The organism is Chromatiaceae bacterium (assembly GCA_016714645.1).
GTDB lineage: Bacteria > Pseudomonadota > Gammaproteobacteria > Chromatiales > Chromatiaceae > M0108.
Genome location: JADKCI010000002.1, coordinates 548,501 through 566,154 on the forward strand (window position 1 = coordinate 548,501; position 17,654 = coordinate 566,154).

Genomic DNA, 17,654 nt, shown 5'->3' on the forward strand with positions numbered 1-17,654 from the left:
TTCCTATCGGGTGAGGCCGGCATAGAGCAGCGGCAGCTTTTCGGGTAGCCGTTGCACATGATCCACGACCATGTAGTTGTTCTGCCCAAAAATCCGTGAGACGTAATTATCCGCGCGCGGGTCCAGGCTCATGCAGTAAGTGACGACACCCAGCTTGGTGACTTCTTCCACCGCCTTCTTGGTGTCATGGCGCAGGTACTGCGGATCGCGCACGTCCACGTCCGCCGGCTCGCCGTCGGTGATGACGATGAGCAACTTCTTGGCCGAGCGCTGAAGCTGCAGGTGGTGGCCGGCATGGCGGATAGCCGCGCCCATGCGGGTGGAGAGTTGCCCGGTCATGCCCGCCAACCGGGCCTTGGGTGTCTCGTCCCAGTGCTGGTCGAAGTCCTTGAAACGGTAGTACTCGACGTCGTGGCGTCCATCCGAGCAAAAGCCATGAATCGCGAAGGGGTCGCCGACCTTGTTGATGGCGTCGGCCAATAGCACGCAGGCTTGCTGGGTCAGTTCGCGTACCGAATATTCCTGGTCTTGGACCTTTTCATTGGTCGATTCGGATAAATCCAGCAGCACCAGGATCGAGAAGTCGCGGGTCTTGCGCACGCTGCGCATCATGATGCGCGGATCTGGCTGATTGCCCAGGCGGATGTCGATTAAGCTGCCAATGGCCGCGTTGATGTCGATCTCGTCACCGTCTTCCAGCCTGCGGATACGCTGCACGCCCTGGGGCTGCATGGCATCAAGCAGGAACTTCATGCGGTGAATCTCGCGCTTGTATTGGGTGGTAATGGCGTCGATGACCTGCAAATCGCCGGCCTTGGCGCGTTTTTCCAGCACGGTGGCCCAGGCCGGACGCTCCAACTGAATCTGATAATCCCACTCGGAATAGTGGTAGGGGTCGGACACCGGCTCCTTGCCTTCCAGTTCGTTGAAGCTCTTGCCCATGTCCTCGTAGGGAAACAGCTCCGTGCTCAGCACCCAGATTTCCTCGGCATCGTCGCCGGCGGTTTCGACATCGATCTCGTTAGCCATCTCGATCGCGCTGACGTATTTGCGCACCTGCTTGATGGACTCGTAGCCGGCGTTGGCGGCCTTGTGAAAATCAAATTCCTCGAATTCCCAGAAATAGCGATTGTCGTCGCGATAGGGAGCGGTGAGCAGATCGGTGCGCGGATTGAAGGGGATGTGCTTGCCCGCGAGGCTGTGCGCCAGCGTAACGCCGATGTCCCAACTGGTGTGGTTGTCCTCCAGCCGGTCCTGGGCCAAGGCGAACAGGGCACGGCCTTCGAGTATCCAGGGATCGCTATCCTGATAACCGTCGTCGAGCAGGGCGCGCGCCAGGCGGTTGAGGTAATCGCCGACGCTCTTGTTCATCTCCGGCGTGGCCCTGTGCAGCTTGCTCCAAAGTTGCTTGAGACCCGGGAAGCGGCGGATCGACAGGGTTTCGACGCGGGCGTCTTCGATGACCGCAATCACCGCCATCTGCATGGGGTTCAAGGCCTCGGCGGAGATGGGCCGCCGGGTTTCGACGACATGGGCGGCGCAATGGGCGGCGGTGGCGCGGTACAGTTCCAGACCAGAAACCGGCGCCTGGCCCTCCGGTGCGAAATCGTCGAGGGCATCCGGCAGATGCAGCAAGTAGGCCTCGATGTAGGGCCGATAACCTTCGCGGGTCTCGAAGTCGCCCGCCGTGGGGCGCATGAAGAAATCGCGTGCCCACAGGGCGCGCAGATACATGTTGATACGCCGCTGTACGTCAACCAGCAGGGTGCCCTTGCGCTCCTTTTGCAGCATCGCCAGGGACTCTTTGGAGTCGAGGCTGAAATACTTGATCTGCTCTTCGTAGTGGGTACGGTGGGCGTGCGCGCCCCAGAGTGCCCAGCGCCGCAGACCACCCAGGGTCAGTTGCTGGAACAGCACTTCCAGCTTGTCAAGCATGGGACGCACCCCGCGCGGCGCCTGCGCAATCAGGGTATTGATGAATTGCAGATAGTTGAGGAAAAGCTGCGCGTCGCCCAGCCGGTTGGCGGCGGTGGGCGAAGTGGCGAGTAGCAGTTCGATCACGGCGCCGGAGGTTCTAGAGGCGAGCGCAAGGGAAGCCGTGGCGAGATCGCCGATCACGTCCTCGCCGACCTCCTTGGCCACCCGGGGGGCTTCCATAATCCAGGTCTCGACCAGCGAGTCGGCCTTGCCGAGTCCGCGGATGGCGGACGCGCCCTTCAGATAATTGTCCAGCCCGCGCGGTGAGAACACCTTGGTGGCCTCGTGCCAGTTGGCGTGCAACACCTCCTGGCTGTGCGGCGACAGATCCTCCAGTAGCTCGGCGTAATCGGCAAGATTGATCGACATGGTTCACCTCGGTTGGCGGCATCTAACCCGGATGTGGCGCGGCGGAATCCAGGAGGTGTCTCCGCATTCCCGGATTTCGCTAAGGCTGCATCCGGGCTACGGGGTGCATCCTCAGAAGAAGGTGGTGACCGCCGCATCCAGGGCGTCCCGCATATCCGGATCGTCGGTGATCGGGCGCACCAGCGCGACGCGGCAGGCGGCCTCGGGTTTCACCCCCTTGGCGATCAGGCTGCCGGCGTAGATCAGCATGCGGGTGGAGAGGCCTTCGTCCAGGCCGTGGCCCTTGAGGTTGCGCGACCGCTCGGCGATCGACACCAGCTTGCCGGCCACCTCGCCGGAAGCACCGGATTCGTGCATGACGATTTCCGTTTCGATGGCGTGCTCGGGATAGGTAAAGTCCAGCCCCCCAAAACGCTGCTTGGTGGACTGTTTCAGATCCTTCATCAGGCTCTGATAGCCGGGATTGTAGGAAATGACCAGCTGAAAATCGGGGTGGGCATGGACCAGTTCGCCCTTCTTCTCCAGCGGCAGTACCCGGCGGTTGTCGGTCAAGGGGTGGATCACCACGGTGGTGTCCTGGCGCGCCTCGACCACTTCATCGAGATATACGATGGCCCCAAAGCGCGCGCCGATGGCCAACGGGCCATCCTGCCATTCGGTACCCTGGGCGGAAAGCAGGAAGCGACCGACCAGGTCGCTGGCGGTCATGTCTTCGTTACAGGCCACGGTAATCAGCGGCTTGCCGAGCCTGTAGGCCATGTATTCGACGAAGCGGGTCTTGCCGCAGCCGGTCGGGCCTTTCAGCATCATCGGCATGCGGACGGAATAGGCGGCCTCAAACAGTTCCACTTCGTCGGCGACGGCACGGTAGTAGGGTTCCTGGGCGATGCGGTATTGATCGACGATGTTGCTCATTGCGTCCTCCGTAGGGTGCGCCGTGCGCACCGTCTTGAATGGGTGCGCAGGGCGCACCCTACCCGGCCCCCGTCAAGGGGGCCGGTACTGCGGTTGATGCGCGAATCAGACCGTCTTGCCGCGGAAGATGACCATGGCCGCGCCTTGCGACTGCTTAAAGTTGTCGTAGCCGACCAGACGCACATGGTTGTTGGGGTTGGCCTTGTGGCAGGCCTCGGCCTCGGCGAGCACGACATCGACGTCGGTTTCGCCGAACATCGGTAGCTTCCACATATACCAGTAGGAGTCCATCAGGTATTCGGGTTCGATGTGCTCGATGGACGGGTTCCAGCCCTTCTTTACCAGATACTCGACCTGTTTCTTGATGCCGGCCGCGTCCATGGCCGGCAGGTAAGAGAAGGTCTCGAATTTGCGGCTGGCGGGATCGCTCAAGCGGCTTTGGTAATCCAAAACTTCAGACATGATATTTCCTCTTCAATTGCGTATCTGTGACCCGGATGGCGCGCGCCGCGCGCCTGAAATGTCCTAGCGTCAAACCCTCGGGTTTACTTGTGGGCCACGTCCAGCTTGTCCACGGTGTCAAACTCGAACTTGATCTCTTTCCAGGTTTCCATGGCGATCTTCAGTTCCGGGCTGTGCGCGGCGGCGGCGGTCAGGATTTCCTTGCCTTCTTTTTCGAGGGCGCGGCCCTGGTTGCGCGCTTCCACGCAGGCTTCCAGCGCGACGCGGTTGGCGGCGGCGCCCGCGGCGTTGCCCCAGGGGTGGCCGAGCGTGCCGCCACCGAACTGCAGCACGGAGTCATCGCCGAAGATGCTGACCAGCGCGGGCATGTGCCACACGTGGATGCCGCCGGACGCCACCGGGATCACGCCGGGCATGGAACCCCAGTCCTGATCGAAGAAGAGGCCGCGGCTACGATCTTCCTTGATGAATTCGTCACGCATGGTGTCGATCCAGCCCAGGGTCGCTTCGCGGTCGCCTTCCAGCTTGCCGACGACGGTACCGGAGTGTAGATGGTCACCACCCGACAGACGCAACACCTTGGTCAGCACGCGGAAGTGGATACCGTGGTGCGGGTTGCGGTCGAGCACGGCGTGCATGGCGCGGTGGATGTGCAGCAGCATGCCGTTGTCGCGACACCAGTTGGCTAGGCCCGTGTTGGCCGTCAGACCGCCGGTGAGGAAGTCGTGCATGATGATGGGGGCGCCGATTTCCTTGGCGAACTCGGCCCGCTTGTACATCTCTTCCGGGGTCGGCGCGGTGACGTTCAGGTAGTGGCCCTTGCGCTCGCCGGTCTCGCGCTGCGCCTTCAGGGTCGCTTCGTGCACGAAGGAGAAACGGTCACGCCAACGCATGAAGGGCTGGCTATTGACGTTCTCGTCGTCCTTGGTGAAGTCCAGACCGCCGCGCAGGCATTCGTACACGGCACGGCCGTAGTTCTTGGCGGACAGCCCCAGCTTCGGCTTGATGGTGCAGCCCAGCAGCGGACGGCCGTACTTGTTCATGCGGTCGCGCTCGACCTGGATGCCGGCCGGCGGGCCGCCACAGGTTTTCACGTAGGCGATCGGGAAGCGGATGTCTTCCAGACGCAGGGCGCGCAGCGCCTTGAAGCCGAATACGTTGCCGACCAGCGAGGTCAGCACGTTGACCACGGAGCCTTCTTCGAACAGGTCGATCGGGTAGGCCACGAAGGCGTAAAAGCAGGTATCGTCGCCGGGCACGTCTTCGATACGATAGGCGCGGCCCTTGTAGTAATCCAGGTCGGTCAGCAGATCGGTCCATACCGTGGTCCAGGTGCCCGTGGAGGACTCGGCGGCCACGGCGGCTGCGACTTCCTCCCGCGGCACACCCGGTTGCGGGGTGACCTTAAAGCAGGCAAGGATGTCGGTATCCAGCGGGGTGTAGTCTGGGGTCCAGTAAGTCTGGCGATATTCCTTTACACCAGCGTTGTAGGTCTTTACGGCCATGGTTCGGTTCGCTCCAAAGAGTCAGTGGATCGGTAGGTCGCGCGCGCCGGTCCTCGCCCTTGGGCAAAAAACAGGCATCGGTGAGCGACCTGGTAGACTTTAGGGCAAATAATCTATAAATAACAATAGTATTTATATATTAGAACCATTTACTCTTGTATATGATCCATCACTGGACCCTGCAACAGATGCGCCTGTTCGAGGCCGTCGCGCGGCACCGCAGCTTCACGCGCGCGGCGGAAGAACTGCATCTGACCCAGCCGGCGGTCTCCATCCAGATCAAGCGCCTGGGGGATAGCATCGGCATGCCGCTGATAGAGCAGGTCGGCAAGAAACTCTTTCTTACCCACGCTGGCGAGGAGGTCTACGCGACGTCCCGCGAGGTGGCAGGCCGGCTCAAGCAGCTCGCTGGCACCCTAGCCGACATGAAGGGCAGGGTGGTCGGTCCCTTGCGCGTCGGCGCCGTGAGTTCGGCGAAGTTCTTCCTGCCGCATTTTCTGGGCCGATTTCTCCGCGAGCACCCAGAGGTCAAGCCCCTCCTCAAGGTGACCAACCGGGAACGGGTGATCGAGCGCCTCATCGCCAACGAAGACGATTTCGTGGTCATGGGCCAGGTGCCGGGAGACCTGTCCCTGAGTGTCCATCCCTTTCTGGAAAATGTCCTGGTGCCCATTGCCCACCCTGACCACCCCCTGGCACGCCAAGGCGGGATTCCGCTGGAGCAATTCGCCGCGGAACGTTTCCTGATGCGCGAGCCGGGTTCCGGCACGCGCTTGACGACCGAGCGCCTGCTTACCGAGCAGGGCATCAAGGCCAACACTTACATGGAATTGGGGTCCAGCGAGGCGATCAAGCAGGCCGTCATGGCGGGGCTGGGCGTGTCGGTGCAGTCCATGAGCAGCATGTCCCTGGAGGTGGAAATTGGTCGTATCGCGGTGCTGGACGTGGCGGGATTCCCCCTCCGCGGGATGTGGCATGCCGTGCATCTGCAAGGCAAGCACTTGAGCCTGACCGCCACGACCTTCTTGGAATTTCTGGTGACGGAACGACATGACGGATAAGGTGGGCTGAAATCAGTCTGGGCGCGGGGATATGTTCAATACTCGGCCTGGTATTTGCAGCCGTCGGCGTGAATCCAGCAGGCTCAGCGCGGCATGGAAGTCGCGCTGCAAGCGCCGGTGCGTATCCCGTGCCTCTGGCGTATAGAAGACCGCCTGGTAAGCCACCGCCTCATCCAGTGACGTGCGCGCCTGGGGTTTGAAACCCCGCCAGGCAATTTCCACCCAGCGTTTGTACTGGCTATCCACAAAAATGATCTCCTCGGCATCTACCACCGCCAGGTATTGCATGCTGCGAATGGGTACGAACACGCAACGGGTTGCGCTGGCAGTCAGCAGGATGCGGGATAGGTTGTAGCTGGCGGCGGGGAGCCTTGACTCCTCTTGCGCCAGCGCTGGCCCGCGTTCGAAGGATTCCAGTGTGTAGGCCATGTCGATTCTGCTCGGTGAGGGATGGGGATTTCAACCGCCAGCGGAGGGGGAGGGTCGGGATTCGTGCAAGACAGCATCGAGGCTGACCTCTGGCACGACCAGAATAAGCAGGATGTTGCTTTCACCTTCCAGTACGCCGGGTTGCAAACCGGCGCTGCCTGCCCCGCGTGCTTCGAGGAAGGTGTATCCGGACGCATTGTGTTGTTCATCAATAGCAGTCAATTTGCTGGGCCATGCGGTACATGCCAACCGCCAGGGTCACCGTCACCACCGCCGGCAGGTCCTCGGAAATCTCGATGCTCTGCCTTTAGGAATCGGGCGGGCGCGGCGCCGGCGTCTGCGCCAGCCCCCCCTGCGACAACAGCGCCTTTAGTTCCCGGATGTCTTCGCGCAACGCCTGCACCTCGCCATGCAGATCCGCTTCGAGCTGTTCGCTGACCTGCGCCACCGCCGCGACCGTCGCCTGATGTTCCGTCTCGCTATAGCTCTGCATGGCGTTGACGATGATGGCGATGAACAAGTTGAGCATGGTGAAGGTGGCCACCAGGATGAAAGGCACGAAAAATGCCCAGGCATAGGGGAAGCTTTCCATCACCGGCCGGGCTATGCCCATCGACCAGCTTTCCAAGGTCATGATCTGGAACAGGGTATAGAGCGAGCGCCCCAGGTGGCCGAACCATTCCGGGTAGGCGGCGGCGAACAGATTGGTGGCGATCACCGCGAACACGTAATAGATAATCGCCAGCAGCAACGCGATGGAAAAGAGCCCCGGGATGGCCCCAAGCAGGGCGCTCACCACACGCCGCATGGAGGGCACCAGGGTCAGTAGCCGCAGCACGCGCAAGACGCGCAAGGCGCGCAGCACGGCGAGCGGTCCGGCTGCCGGGACCAGGGCGATGGCGACGACGGCGAAATCGAACAGGCTCCAGGGGTCGCGCCAGAAGGCGCCCCGATGCACATAAAGCCGCAGAGCAATCTCCACCACGAACACGCTCAGGATCGCTTGATCCAGCGCCAGCATTAGCCCGCCCGCTGCTGCCATGGCGGCGGGCCAAGTCTCCAGCCCGAGCAAGACGGCGTTGATTATGATTAGGGCGATGATGGTGCCCTGCACGCGGGCGTTGGCAATGAAGGCGCCCAGCTTTGTGCGCAGGCTTGCTGGGCCAGGCGGTACGACGCGATTTGTCATTTGGGATACCTCACCAGGGGGGCGGGTGGCCAGCCATGTCCGCCCCCTGTAGCGGTCGGCTGTTGCCAACTCATCGCCAAACAATCAGTGGGATGGCTGGTTGCGGGTGGCGATCAGGTTGGCGATGACGCTCGCCCCATCAGCACCGCGACGATAGCCAGCTAGGCCTGCACCGGCACATGATACCAAGGCGCGATCGGCATCTTGGTGCCGATGAAGGTCAGCACCATGGCCAGACCCTGCTTCAGCAGGTGGCAGCGATCCGCCATGTCGGCGAGCAGGCAATATCAGGCTCGCAGTCCCATGATGGTAAAGGTGTTGGAGGTGAAGACGATGAGGGGTCCGTGGTGATGGCGAAGATGGCCGGGATGGAGTCCACCGCGAATGAATTATGGCGCAAGAGTCGGGGGGCTCCGCCCGCCGGCGGCGCGCACCAAGCGGTCGTTGACCGCCCACCAGGCCTCCAAGGCCGGCGGTGCATCTACCCAGCAGCAGGTCGAAGCCGGTAAGGTCAATGTCGCGCAGTGCGGCGAGCGGCAGCGCGCCGGGGCGCAATACGCGCGCCTGCGCATTGAGCAGCGAGACGATGGTGGACTCCAGGCCCCAGCGACAGGGACCGCCGTCCAGCATCCGGTCCACCTGTCCGCCCAGTGCCGTGCGCACCATGAGGCGACGCGCCATCTCTGGTATCCCGGCGGCCCAGTCGAGGGCCTGGTCGGCGGAGGCTAGATGCACGATCAGCGGGTGGTCGGCCGGGCGCCCCTTGATGGCGAATACGCGCCGCACTGCCGCCGCATTGCGGGTATCGGCTCCCAGGCCATAGACGGTCTCGGTGGGAAAGGCCACCACACCGCCCGCGCCCAAGCAGGCCACTGCATCTTCGATCTCATTCAACGCGGATACCCAGGGCCGCACGGGCCACCATGGCGGTCTCGCGCAAGGTGGCCAGATCCGTGCCGAGCAGGGTGAAATGGCCCATCTTGCGGCCCGGCCGCGCCTGTAGCTTGCCATAGAGATGCAGTTTGAGGTTGGGGAGCGCAAGCAGCTTGGCCCAGTCTGGCTCTTTTACCGGGCCAGCGGCGCCGTCGGGATACCAGAGGTCGCCCAGAAGATTGACCATCAAGGCGGTGCAATGGGCGCGGGTATCGCCCGGCGTTAGGCCGCAGAGGGCTCGCACCTGCTGCTCGAATTGATTGGTGACGCAGGTATCCAGGCTGTAGTGGCCGGAATTGTGGGCCCGGGGCGCGATTTCATTCACATAGAGCCGGCCCGCGACGACGAAGAACTCGACGCACAGGGTGCCGACATAACCCATCCGCTCGGCAATCCCTTCGGCAATCTCCCTGGCCTCCGCGCCCAGATCGCCGGGGGCCGGGGCGATGGAGATTTCCAGAATGCCCCGGCGATGATGGTTCTCGCTGGCGGGGAAGCACCCGATCCGGCCAGTCTCGTCGCGGGCCAGCACCACCGAGACCTCGCCGTCGAGGGCCATCCGATGGTCCAACACGCAGGGCTCGTCCCCGAGCTGGCGATAGGCCGCCAGCACCTCTGACCTCCCCCTCACCCCTATCTGCCCCTTGCCGTCGTAGCCACCGCGGGCGACCTTGAGAATGCCAGGAAAGAGACCGTCTTGAACCTTCTCAATGTCGTCCGCGCCGCGGATATCGGCATAGGGCGCATGCGGAAAGCCATGCGCCTTGAGAAAACCCTTCTCCGCGCTGCGATTCTGGCAGATGCGCACGGCCTCGGCGCCGGGTCGCACGGGCAGGAATCTGGCCAGATAGGCCAGGGAGTCCGCCGGTACCTTCTCAAACTCGGTGGTGACGGCGGAGCAGGCCGCCGCCATCCGCTCGATGGCATGGCGGTCGTCGTAATCGGCCAGCAGATGCGCGTCGGCAATGCGTCCGGCGGGGCTGTCGCGGTCTGGATCGAGGACCATGACCCGGTAGCCCAGCTCGTTGGCCGCCATGACGAAGTAGCGGCCTAACTGACCACCGCCGAGCACGCCCAGCATGGCGGGGGGCGAGATCACAGCGGCCTGGCCAGCTGCATGGCCAGCGCCTTGTCGGTCTGGCGTTGGCGGAAATCGTCGAGTCTGGCGGCCAGTGTACAGCCAAACTCGTCGCTGCGGGTCGCCAGCATGGCAACGGCGAACAGGGCCGCATTGGCGGCCCCGGCCTCGCCGACGGCGAAGGTCGCCACCGGGATCCCCCTCGGCATCTGGACGATGGAGAGGAGCGAATCCAGTCCCGACAAGTGCTTGGAGGGCACCGGTACCCCCAGTACGGGTATGGGGGTCTTGGCGGCCAGCATGCCCGGCAGGTGTGCCGCGCCGCCCGCACCGGCGATGATGGCGGCAAGACCTCGCTCGCGCGCCCTCTCGGCGTAGTCGAACAACAGATCCGGCGTGCGGTGGGCCGAGACGACTCGGGCCTCGTAGGGAACCCCAAGTTCGTCGAAGATCCTGGCAGCGGCCTGCATCACCGGCCAGTCCGAATCCGAGCCCATGAGGATGGCGACCTGGGGGCTGTTCTCGCTCGCAACCTTCATGGGTGCTCCGGTGTAAGACTGTCCGCTTCAGGGACGCTTTTCCCGCCACGGGCGGGGGGTGCGAATTCGCGGCGCCGCTCCAGACGGCGCACGAGCGAACGTCCGGCGCGCTCGGTGGCACGGTCGATGGCCATATGGAGTTCGATCTCGGTGTCCCCGATCACCACATCTGGCATACCCCGCAACCGCACTTCTATGTGACAGCGCTTGTCCTCGCCACCGCGGGGACCGTTGATGTCGGAAAGCCGCACGATAACCCGCCCGATGGTGGCGTCACAGCTAGTCAGGCCGTAGGCCAGGCGCTTGGTCAGGTAGTCGCGCTGGGCGTTCGTGAGCGTAAACCCCCGACTATGGATGTCGATTTTCATGAGCGTTTGCTTCTGCGTGGCTGAACAGGGCTCTATCCTACGGCGGGTTCTCTAGAAGAGAAAGTCGATTTATTATGGTGCTATGTTCGTATAATTCGATTCATTACGAGGCAGCCATGCTCAATTTCAAGCACCTGCATTACTTCTTCACCGTTGCTAAGGCCGGGGCGGTCAACCGTGCGGCGGAGAGGCTACACCTCGCACCGCAGACTCTTTCGGGCCAGTTGACGCAGTTCGAGGCGCGGCTCGGCGTCACGCTGTTCCGGCGTACCGGGCGCCGTTTGGAGCTGACCGAGACCGGACGAGTGGCCTTGTCCTATGCGGAGGAACTCTTCCAGGTCAGCGCGGAGCTGGAGGAAATCCTGCGCGGGGGCCAGGGGGACAGGGCGTTTCCATTCCGGGTAGGCATTGCCGACGTGGTGCCCAAGTCCATCGCCCACCGTCTGCTGGCGCCAGCGCTCGCGCTGCCGGAACCCACGCGCCTGGTGTGCCGGGAAGACCACCTCGACCGCCTGCTGGCCGAACTGGCCATCCACCGCCTGGACATGGTGCTGGCCGACCGGCCGATGCCGCCCGGCATGGACGTGAAAGGCTACAGCCACCCCCTGGGCGAATGCGGCGTGGCCTTCTTCGCCACGGAGGATGTGGCCATAGGCCTGACGGGTGGCTTCCCGGACAACCTGAACGGCGCGCCCCTGCTCATCCCTGGCGAGGACAGCGCCCTGCGTGCACCGCTTACGCGCTGGCTGGAGCGTCAAGGCTTGCGGCCACGCATCGTGGGCGAGTTCGACGACAGTGCGCTGATGAAGGCCTTCGGCAAGGCGGGCGCCGGAATCTTTCCCGCACCCGTCGTCACCGGCCGGGAGACGGAAAGCCAGTACGGCGTGATCCGGCTGGGTGAAACGGGTGAACTGCGGGAGCGATTCTTCGCCATCTCGGTGGAACGTCGGCTGACCCACCCTGCGGTGCGGGCGGTGAGCGAGGGCGCACGGGCGGGGTTGTTCGCCGGGGATGGGGCGTGACTGCCGGATGAATAGGGCTTCAAAGGGCCCGAGTCACCGCCATAGGGGTTCAGGCGCCAAGATCCCGGCCGGCAAGTGGCTGCGCGTCGAGGTCGGCGACTCGCCGCTCTGACACCATTGGTTCCCCTCGCTGCCCAAAATCCGCCGTGGTTTGGGGGCTGTTCCGGGAGGTCATCCCGCCAGCGGAGTCGAGCAGAAGCTTGAGAGATATAGCCAGGGAGGCGGTGACGAGGACGGGGCGGATGAGACGGGTGCCGTGGCGAATGACGAGGTGGGAGCCGAGCCAGGCGCCGAGGAATTGGCCGGCGGCCATGAGGAGGCCGTAGCGCCACAGGACATGGCCACTCGGTAGGAAGAAGAGTAGGGCGGCGAGGTTGCTGGCGAAATTGAGGAGCTTGGCGTGGGCGGTGGCGCGGCTGAGGTTGTAGCCCAGCAGGGCGACATAGCCCATGGCGAGGAAGCTGCCGGTGCCGGGTCCGAAAAAGCCGTCGTAAAAGCCGATGGGCAGGGCGACCAGGAAGGCGAAGGCAGTCTGGCTCAGGCGTTGGCGGGCGTCGAGGTCGGAGACCCGGGGGGAGAAGAGAAAATACAAGCTGAAGGCGATGAGGAGGGCGGGGATCAGCCAGGGAGGCAGGTCGCCGCCGATGTGGCGGATGAAGAGGACGCCACTGGCGGCACCCACGAAGGCACAGCTAAAGGCCAGGGCCGCCGGGCGCGGGTCGATGAGGCCCTGACGCAGGAAATTGGCGCTGGCGGCGGCGGTGCCAAAGACGCCTTGGGCCTTGTTGGTGGCCAGGGCCTCGAGGGGCCCCAGGCCCGCCCAGAGCAGGGCTGGCAGGGTAATGAGCCCGCCGCCGCCCGCGATGGCGTCCACCAGACCCGCGGCCAGGGCCAGGATGAAGAGGAGTATTTCGGTTTCCACGGGCTGGGAATGCGGAATTTGGATTGAAAAAACGGGGTCGGGGCTTTAGTTTAGGCCCTTTCCAGCCGTGACCCCCTCCTTGCTTCATGCCCGCCCTCGTCGTCCGCCAGCTCCGCAAGACTTATCGCAATGGCTTCGAGGCCCTCAAGGGCGTGGATCTGACGGTCGATGCCGGCGATTTCTTCGCCCTGCTGGGCCCCAATGGGGCGGGCAAATCGACCCTGATCGGTATTCTCGCCTCCCTGGTGAACAAAACCGAGGGCGAGGTCACCGTCTTTGGACACGACCTGGACCGGGAGCCGGAGGCGGTAAAGGCCTGTCTGGGTCTGGTGCCCCAGGAGTTCAATTTCAATATCTTTCTGCCCGTTGTCGAGGTTCTCCTCAATCAGGCGGGCTATTACGGCATCTCGCGCCCCGAGGCGCTGTACCGGGCGGAATTTTATCTGCGCAAGCTGGAACTATGGGACCGGCGCAATACCGAGATGCGCCAGCTCTCGGGCGGGCTCAAGCGCCGCCTCATGATCGCGCGCGGCCTTATCCATCGGCCGCGCCTGCTGATCCTGGACGAGCCGACCGCTGGGGTAGACATTGAGATTCGCCGCAGCATGTGGGAGTTTCTGCGTGAACTCAACGCCCAGGGCACGACCATCATCCTGACCACCCATTATCTGGAGGAGGCGGAGAGCCTCTGCCGCCATATCGCCATTATCAACCGGGGGCGGGTCGCCGAGCGCGAGGGCATGACCCGGCTCCTGGGGCGGCTGGAGGCCGAGACCCTGGTTCTTAATCTGAAGCAGCCACTGACCGAGGCGCCCCACTTGCCCGATTTCCCGGCCGTGCTGCTGGATGATATGAGCCTGGAGGTGGAACTGGTGCGCGGCCAGACCGTCAATAACCTCTTTAGCGTCCTGTCCCGCCGGGGCATCGAGGTGGCTAGCCTGCGCAACAAGCAGAACCGGCTGGAGCGGCTGTTCTTGGATGCCCTGGATAAGGGCGGCGGGGAGACGTCATGAGTCAAGGCACGAGCCGCGTCGTAACCCCGGGTATGGGCCGCTGGGGCCGCTACTGGGTCGCCTTCAGTACCATTCTGCGCAAGGAGATCCTGCGGTTCTCCCGCATCTGGGTGCAGACCCTGCTGCCCTCCGTCATCACCACGGCCCTCTATTTTGTGATTTTTGGCCGCCTGATCGGCGAGCGCATCGGCCCCATGGAGGGCTTCGCCTATCTGGACTTCATTGTCCCCGGGCTGGTGCTGATGTCGGTCATCACCAACGCCTATGCCAACGTCGTCTCCTCTTTCTACTCCAGCAAGTTTTCCCGCTATGTGGAGGAGTTGCTGGTGGCGCCGGTGCCCAACTGGGTGATACTGGCGGGCTATGTCGGCGGGGGGGTGGCGCGGGGCTTGACCGTGGGCGTGGCGGTGACCCTGGTCGCGCTCGTCTTCACCGACCTGCAGATCCACAGTTATCTGGCGAGCCTGGCGGTTTTTACGCTGACGGCCATTCTCTTTGCCCTCGGCGGCTTCATCAACGCCGTTTATGCCAACAGCTTCGACGACATCTCTATCATCCCGACCTTTGTCCTCACCCCCCTGACCTACCTCGGTGGGGTTTTCTACTCAATTGATCTGCTCCCGGACTTTTGGCGCTTCCTGTCGCAGGGCAATCCGGTGCTTTACATGGTGAATGCCTTTCGCTATGGCTTTTTGGGGGTGAGCGACATCAACCTAGGGGTGGCCTTCAGCCTAATCCTGGGCTTTATCGTCGCCTTGACCTTCTTCTGCCTGCGCCTGCTCGACCGGGGGGTGGGGGTCAAATCGTGACGGAGGTTGCCGCGGCAAGCCACCCATGGGACCATGGGCCGCATTTTTTCCCCAGGCTGCCCCCACGCGGCCTGCTTTTGCCCTTGACCCGATCCCGGCGCCCGCTCGCCGCGAGGATTTAGCCCAGTGACCCGGCGCTATCGCGACGAAAACGACCAGGACTACGACGATGATGAAGAAGGGTCCCAGCCCCCCCGGCGCCGGAGCCTGCTGGTCCGGGTGCTGCGCCTCCTGGCCGGATCCCTCTTGGTCGCGGGTCTGGCAACTACGCTGGCCGTCGTTATCTATGCCATTCCCCTCGATGCCACGGTGCGGGAGAAGTTCGAGGGCAAGCGCTGGGCCCTGCCGGCCCGGGTATACGCGCGCCCGCTGGAGCTCTATGCCGGCGCGCCCTTATCGCCCGAGGAGTTGCTGGCCGAACTGAAGCGACTGGATTACCGGGAGCTGGCCGAGCCGCCGCGCCCTGGCACCTACCAAGGGGCCGATGGCTACTTCCTGATCCGCACCCGGGGCTTCCAGTTCTGGGACGGGGCCGAGCCGGAGCGCTTCATCGCCATTCAGATCGACGACGACCATATCAGCAGCATCACCAACGCCGGCGACGATGGCGAGGAGCCCGCCCTGGTGCGGCTCGATCCGGTCATGATCGACAGCATCTACCCGATTCATAACGAGGACCGGGTCCTGGTCCAGGCCTCGGACCTGCCGCCCCTTCTGATCGATACCCTCAAGGCCGTGGAGGACCGGACCTTCGGCACCCATGTTGGCGTCGATCCCCTGGCTATCCTCCGCGCCTCCATCAAGAACTTTCAGGCCGGGGCCGTGGTCGAGGGCGGTAGCACCCTCACCCAGCAACTGGTCAAGAATTTCTATCTGACGGATGAACGCAGCCTGGAGCGGAAGATCAACGAGGCCCTCATGGCCATCCTCCTGGAACTGCGCTATCCCAAGGAAGACATCCTGGAGGCCTACGCCAACGAGATCTACCTGGGCCAGGACGGCAGCCGCGCCATCCACGGCTTTGGGCTCGCCAGCCGTTTCTACTACAACCGCGAATTGGGTGAATTGGGCGTTCCCGAGACGGCCCTCCTCATTGCGCTCATCAAAGGCCCTTCCTTTTACGATCCCCGCCGTCATCCCGAGCGGGCCACGGAGCGGCGCAATCTGGTGATCGACGTGATGGCCGACCAGGGCATTATCGACCTTGCCCAGGCCGAGACCACCAAGGCCGCGCCCCTTGGGGTCGGCGCGAAGGGCGGCCGGCCGGCGGGCGTCTATCCCGCCTTCACCGACCTAGTTCGCCGGCAACTGAAACGGGACTATCGGGAAGAAGATTTGCGTTCCGAGGGCCTGATCATCTTCACCACCCTTTCGCCGACGATTCAGGGCCAGGCCGAAAGGGCCGTCCGCGAGGGCTTGCCGGTTCTGGAGAAGCTCCGCAAATTCAAGCCTGGCACCCTGGAGGGCGCCGCCGTGGTTGCCTCCGCGGCCCAGGGCGAGGTACTGGCCCTGGTGGGCGGGCGCGAGGCGGATTATGCCGGCTTCAACCGGGCCCTGGAGGCGGTGCGGCCCATTGGTTCCCTAGTTAAGCCCATGATTTACCTGGAGGCCTTGAACGATCCCAAGAAGTACAATATTGCCTCGCCTCTGAACGATAATGGGGTCAACCTGGCCATTGGCGATGGTAAGTACTGGGCGCCGAGAAATTATGACGGCAAGACCCATGGCCAGGTCCCCCTCTATCTGGCCTTGGCCAAGTCCTATAATCTGGCGACGGTGAATCTGGGCCTGGAATTGGGCCTGGATCGAGTCATCAAGCGGTTCCAGGACCTGGGCGTGCAGCGCAAGATCGAGAAGGTCCCGGCCATGCTGCTGGGTTCCATCTCTCTCTCCCCAGTGGAGGTCGCGCAGGTTTATCAATCCATCGCGGCCAGTGGCTTCCGTGCCCCCCTGCGGGCCATCCGGGATGTCCTAAATACCCAGGGGGAGCCCCTGAATCGGTATCCCCTGGCGGTGGAATCGGCATCCAGCCCCCAGGCCGCCTATTTGCTGACCTGGGCCATGCGCCAGGTGGTCCAGCAAGGGACGGCGACCTGGCTCAAGACGCGCTTGCCCAAGGACCTGGAGGTCGCCGGCAAGACCGGAACCACCAATGAATTGCGGGATAGCTGGTTTGCCGGCTTCAGCGGCGACAAGGTGATCGTGGCCTGGGTCGGGCGCGATGACAACCAGCCCACGGGTCTCACCGGTGGTACTGGGGCCCTGCGCATCTGGGGTGATATTATGGCCAATATCGACAGCCAGCCTCTCCCGGACTTTCCGCCCGATGGCATCGAGATGGTCAACGTCGATCGTTATAACGGCCGGCGCGCTCCCAGGGGTTGCGGACGGGCTATGTCGCTCCCTTTCGATGCGAACGCCTTGCCCACCAAGACCTCGGATTGCGGCGCCGCGCCTCCACCTGATACGAAGGCCGATGAAGCCCCCGCCGCTGCTCCACCTCGGCCGAAGGAGGAGAAGAAAGACAGCGGGGGCGGGATCGGCGGCTTCCTGCGTGACTTCTTAGGTAACTGATGAATAAAATACTGATCTTGCTACTGGCCGCCGCCCTCCTGGCCGGCTGCGCGGGTAAACCCCGGGCCGGAGGGCCTGCGCCCGTCGAAAGTGTCCGTGCCCGGAGTGCTCCCAATGCCGTGGCCACGGCTCCCGTCGCGCCGGCGGTGGATGTTTATGCCTATCGCGGGCCCAACAAGGCACCGGCCGCTGCCCCGCCTTCCGCCAATCCGCCCGAGGAGTCGGGAGGCTCCTCCGGAACCATGCTGGCGCTGCGTTCCGAGACCCCCGATCCGGGCCGTGCTCCGAGGGCGAATGTCACGCCTAAACCCAAGGAAGTAGATCGGGGCCTGGCACCGGCCATTGCCTGGACGCCACCCCCCGCCGCCGCGGTGGCCCCCAAGCCACCGCCCGCGCAAGTTTTGCCTCCAACTTCGGCCCAGGCTCAGGCGCCGGCTACCGCCGTCCCATCCAAGACGGGCCTGGCGGCTAATTCAGCCTCCGCGGGCG

15 protein-coding genes and 2 pseudogenes are annotated in these 17,654 nt (G+C 63.6%); 5 read left to right on the plus strand and 12 right to left on the minus strand.

Annotated features, from left to right (window positions below):
- Positions 1-3: 3 nt before the first annotated feature.
- From IPN92_09425 to IPN92_09440, 4 genes are all read right to left on the minus strand, one after another.
- A complete protein-coding gene (locus IPN92_09425) occupies positions 4-2,346 on the minus strand; it encodes a VWA domain-containing protein (protein ID MBK8638482.1) in 2,343 nt (780 codons plus the stop codon).
- Positions 2,347-2,457: 111 nt separating this feature from the next.
- Positions 2,458-3,261 (minus strand): CbbQ/NirQ/NorQ/GpvN family protein, encoded by an 804-nt coding sequence (locus IPN92_09430; GenBank protein MBK8638483.1) that lies wholly within the window; start codon positions 3,259-3,261, stop codon positions 2,458-2,460.
- A 105-nt stretch (positions 3,262-3,366) separates the two neighbouring features.
- Complete coding sequence (locus tag IPN92_09435; GenBank protein ID MBK8638484.1) at positions 3,367-3,723, minus strand: ribulose bisphosphate carboxylase small subunit; 357 nt, start codon at positions 3,721-3,723, stop codon at positions 3,367-3,369.
- Between the two features lie 83 nt (positions 3,724-3,806).
- A complete protein-coding gene (locus IPN92_09440) occupies positions 3,807-5,228 on the minus strand; it encodes a form I ribulose bisphosphate carboxylase large subunit (protein ID MBK8638485.1) in 1,422 nt (473 codons plus the stop codon).
- Positions 5,229-5,389: 161 nt separating this feature from the next.
- Between IPN92_09440 and IPN92_09445 the strand changes: the two genes are divergently transcribed.
- The gene (locus IPN92_09445; protein ID MBK8638486.1) at positions 5,390-6,289 is read left to right on the plus strand and encodes a LysR family transcriptional regulator; all 900 of its coding nucleotides are present in this window, start codon (positions 5,390-5,392) and stop codon (positions 6,287-6,289) included.
- Between the two features lie 12 nt (positions 6,290-6,301).
- Here IPN92_09445 and IPN92_09450 read toward each other — a convergent pair whose 3' ends face one another.
- The 7 genes and pseudogenes from IPN92_09450 to IPN92_09480 form a co-directional block, all read right to left on the minus strand.
- Entirely contained in the window at positions 6,302-6,718 is a 417-nt protein-coding gene (locus IPN92_09450) for a hypothetical protein (protein ID MBK8638487.1), read from the minus strand.
- A gap of 307 nt (positions 6,719-7,025) precedes the next feature.
- Positions 7,026-7,907: an ion transporter gene (locus IPN92_09455; GenBank protein MBK8638488.1), complete on the minus strand. Its 882-nt coding sequence runs from the start codon at positions 7,905-7,907 to the stop codon at positions 7,026-7,028.
- A gap of 164 nt (positions 7,908-8,071) precedes the next feature.
- Positions 8,072-8,292 (minus strand): annotated as a pseudogene (locus tag IPN92_09460) (hypothetical protein).
- A gap of 152 nt (positions 8,293-8,444) precedes the next feature.
- Positions 8,445-8,822 (minus strand): annotated as a pseudogene (locus tag IPN92_09465) (Sua5/YciO/YrdC/YwlC family protein).
- Positions 8,794-9,939 (minus strand): 5-(carboxyamino)imidazole ribonucleotide synthase, encoded by a 1,146-nt coding sequence (locus IPN92_09470; protein ID MBK8638489.1) that lies wholly within the window; start codon positions 9,937-9,939, stop codon positions 8,794-8,796. Before IPN92_09470 ends, IPN92_09465 begins: the two are co-directional and overlap by 29 nt.
- Positions 9,936-10,457 carry a 5-(carboxyamino)imidazole ribonucleotide mutase gene (gene purE / locus IPN92_09475; protein MBK8638490.1) on the minus strand — a complete coding sequence of 174 codons (522 nt, stop codon included), beginning with the start codon at positions 10,455-10,457 and terminating at the stop codon, positions 9,936-9,938. Before purE ends, IPN92_09470 begins: the two co-directional genes overlap by 4 nt.
- Entirely contained in the window at positions 10,454-10,825 is a 372-nt protein-coding gene (locus IPN92_09480; protein MBK8638491.1) for an HPF/RaiA family ribosome-associated protein, read from the minus strand. The genes purE and IPN92_09480 overlap by 4 nt, the downstream gene beginning before the upstream one ends.
- Positions 10,826-10,941: 116 nt before the next feature.
- Here IPN92_09480 and nhaR point away from each other — a divergent pair, with 116 nt between their 5' ends.
- Positions 10,942-11,847, plus strand: coding sequence for a transcriptional activator NhaR (nhaR, locus tag IPN92_09485; protein ID MBK8638492.1), 906 nt, complete (start codon positions 10,942-10,944; stop codon positions 11,845-11,847).
- A 49-nt stretch (positions 11,848-11,896) separates the two neighbouring features.
- Here the strand turns inward: nhaR and IPN92_09490 are convergent, their stop codons facing one another.
- The gene (locus tag IPN92_09490) at positions 11,897-12,769 is read right to left on the minus strand and encodes a TSUP family transporter (GenBank protein MBK8638493.1); all 873 of its coding nucleotides are present in this window, start codon (positions 12,767-12,769) and stop codon (positions 11,897-11,899) included.
- Between the two features lie 86 nt (positions 12,770-12,855).
- Here IPN92_09490 and IPN92_09495 point away from each other — a divergent pair, with 86 nt between their 5' ends.
- The 3 genes from IPN92_09495 to mrcB all read left to right on the plus strand — a co-directional run bounded on the left by IPN92_09495 (position 12,856) and on the right by mrcB (position 17,165).
- Positions 12,856-13,782, plus strand: coding sequence for an ABC transporter ATP-binding protein (locus IPN92_09495; GenBank protein MBK8638494.1), 927 nt, complete (start codon positions 12,856-12,858; stop codon positions 13,780-13,782).
- Between the two features lie 32 nt (positions 13,783-13,814).
- A complete protein-coding gene (locus IPN92_09500) occupies positions 13,815-14,591 on the plus strand; it encodes an ABC transporter permease (protein ID MBK8638495.1) in 777 nt (258 codons plus the stop codon).
- 126 nt (positions 14,592-14,717) lie between these two features.
- Complete coding sequence (gene mrcB, locus IPN92_09505; protein MBK8638496.1) at positions 14,718-17,165, plus strand: penicillin-binding protein 1B; 2,448 nt, start codon at positions 14,718-14,720, stop codon at positions 17,163-17,165.
- Positions 17,166-17,654 lie beyond the last annotated feature (489 nt).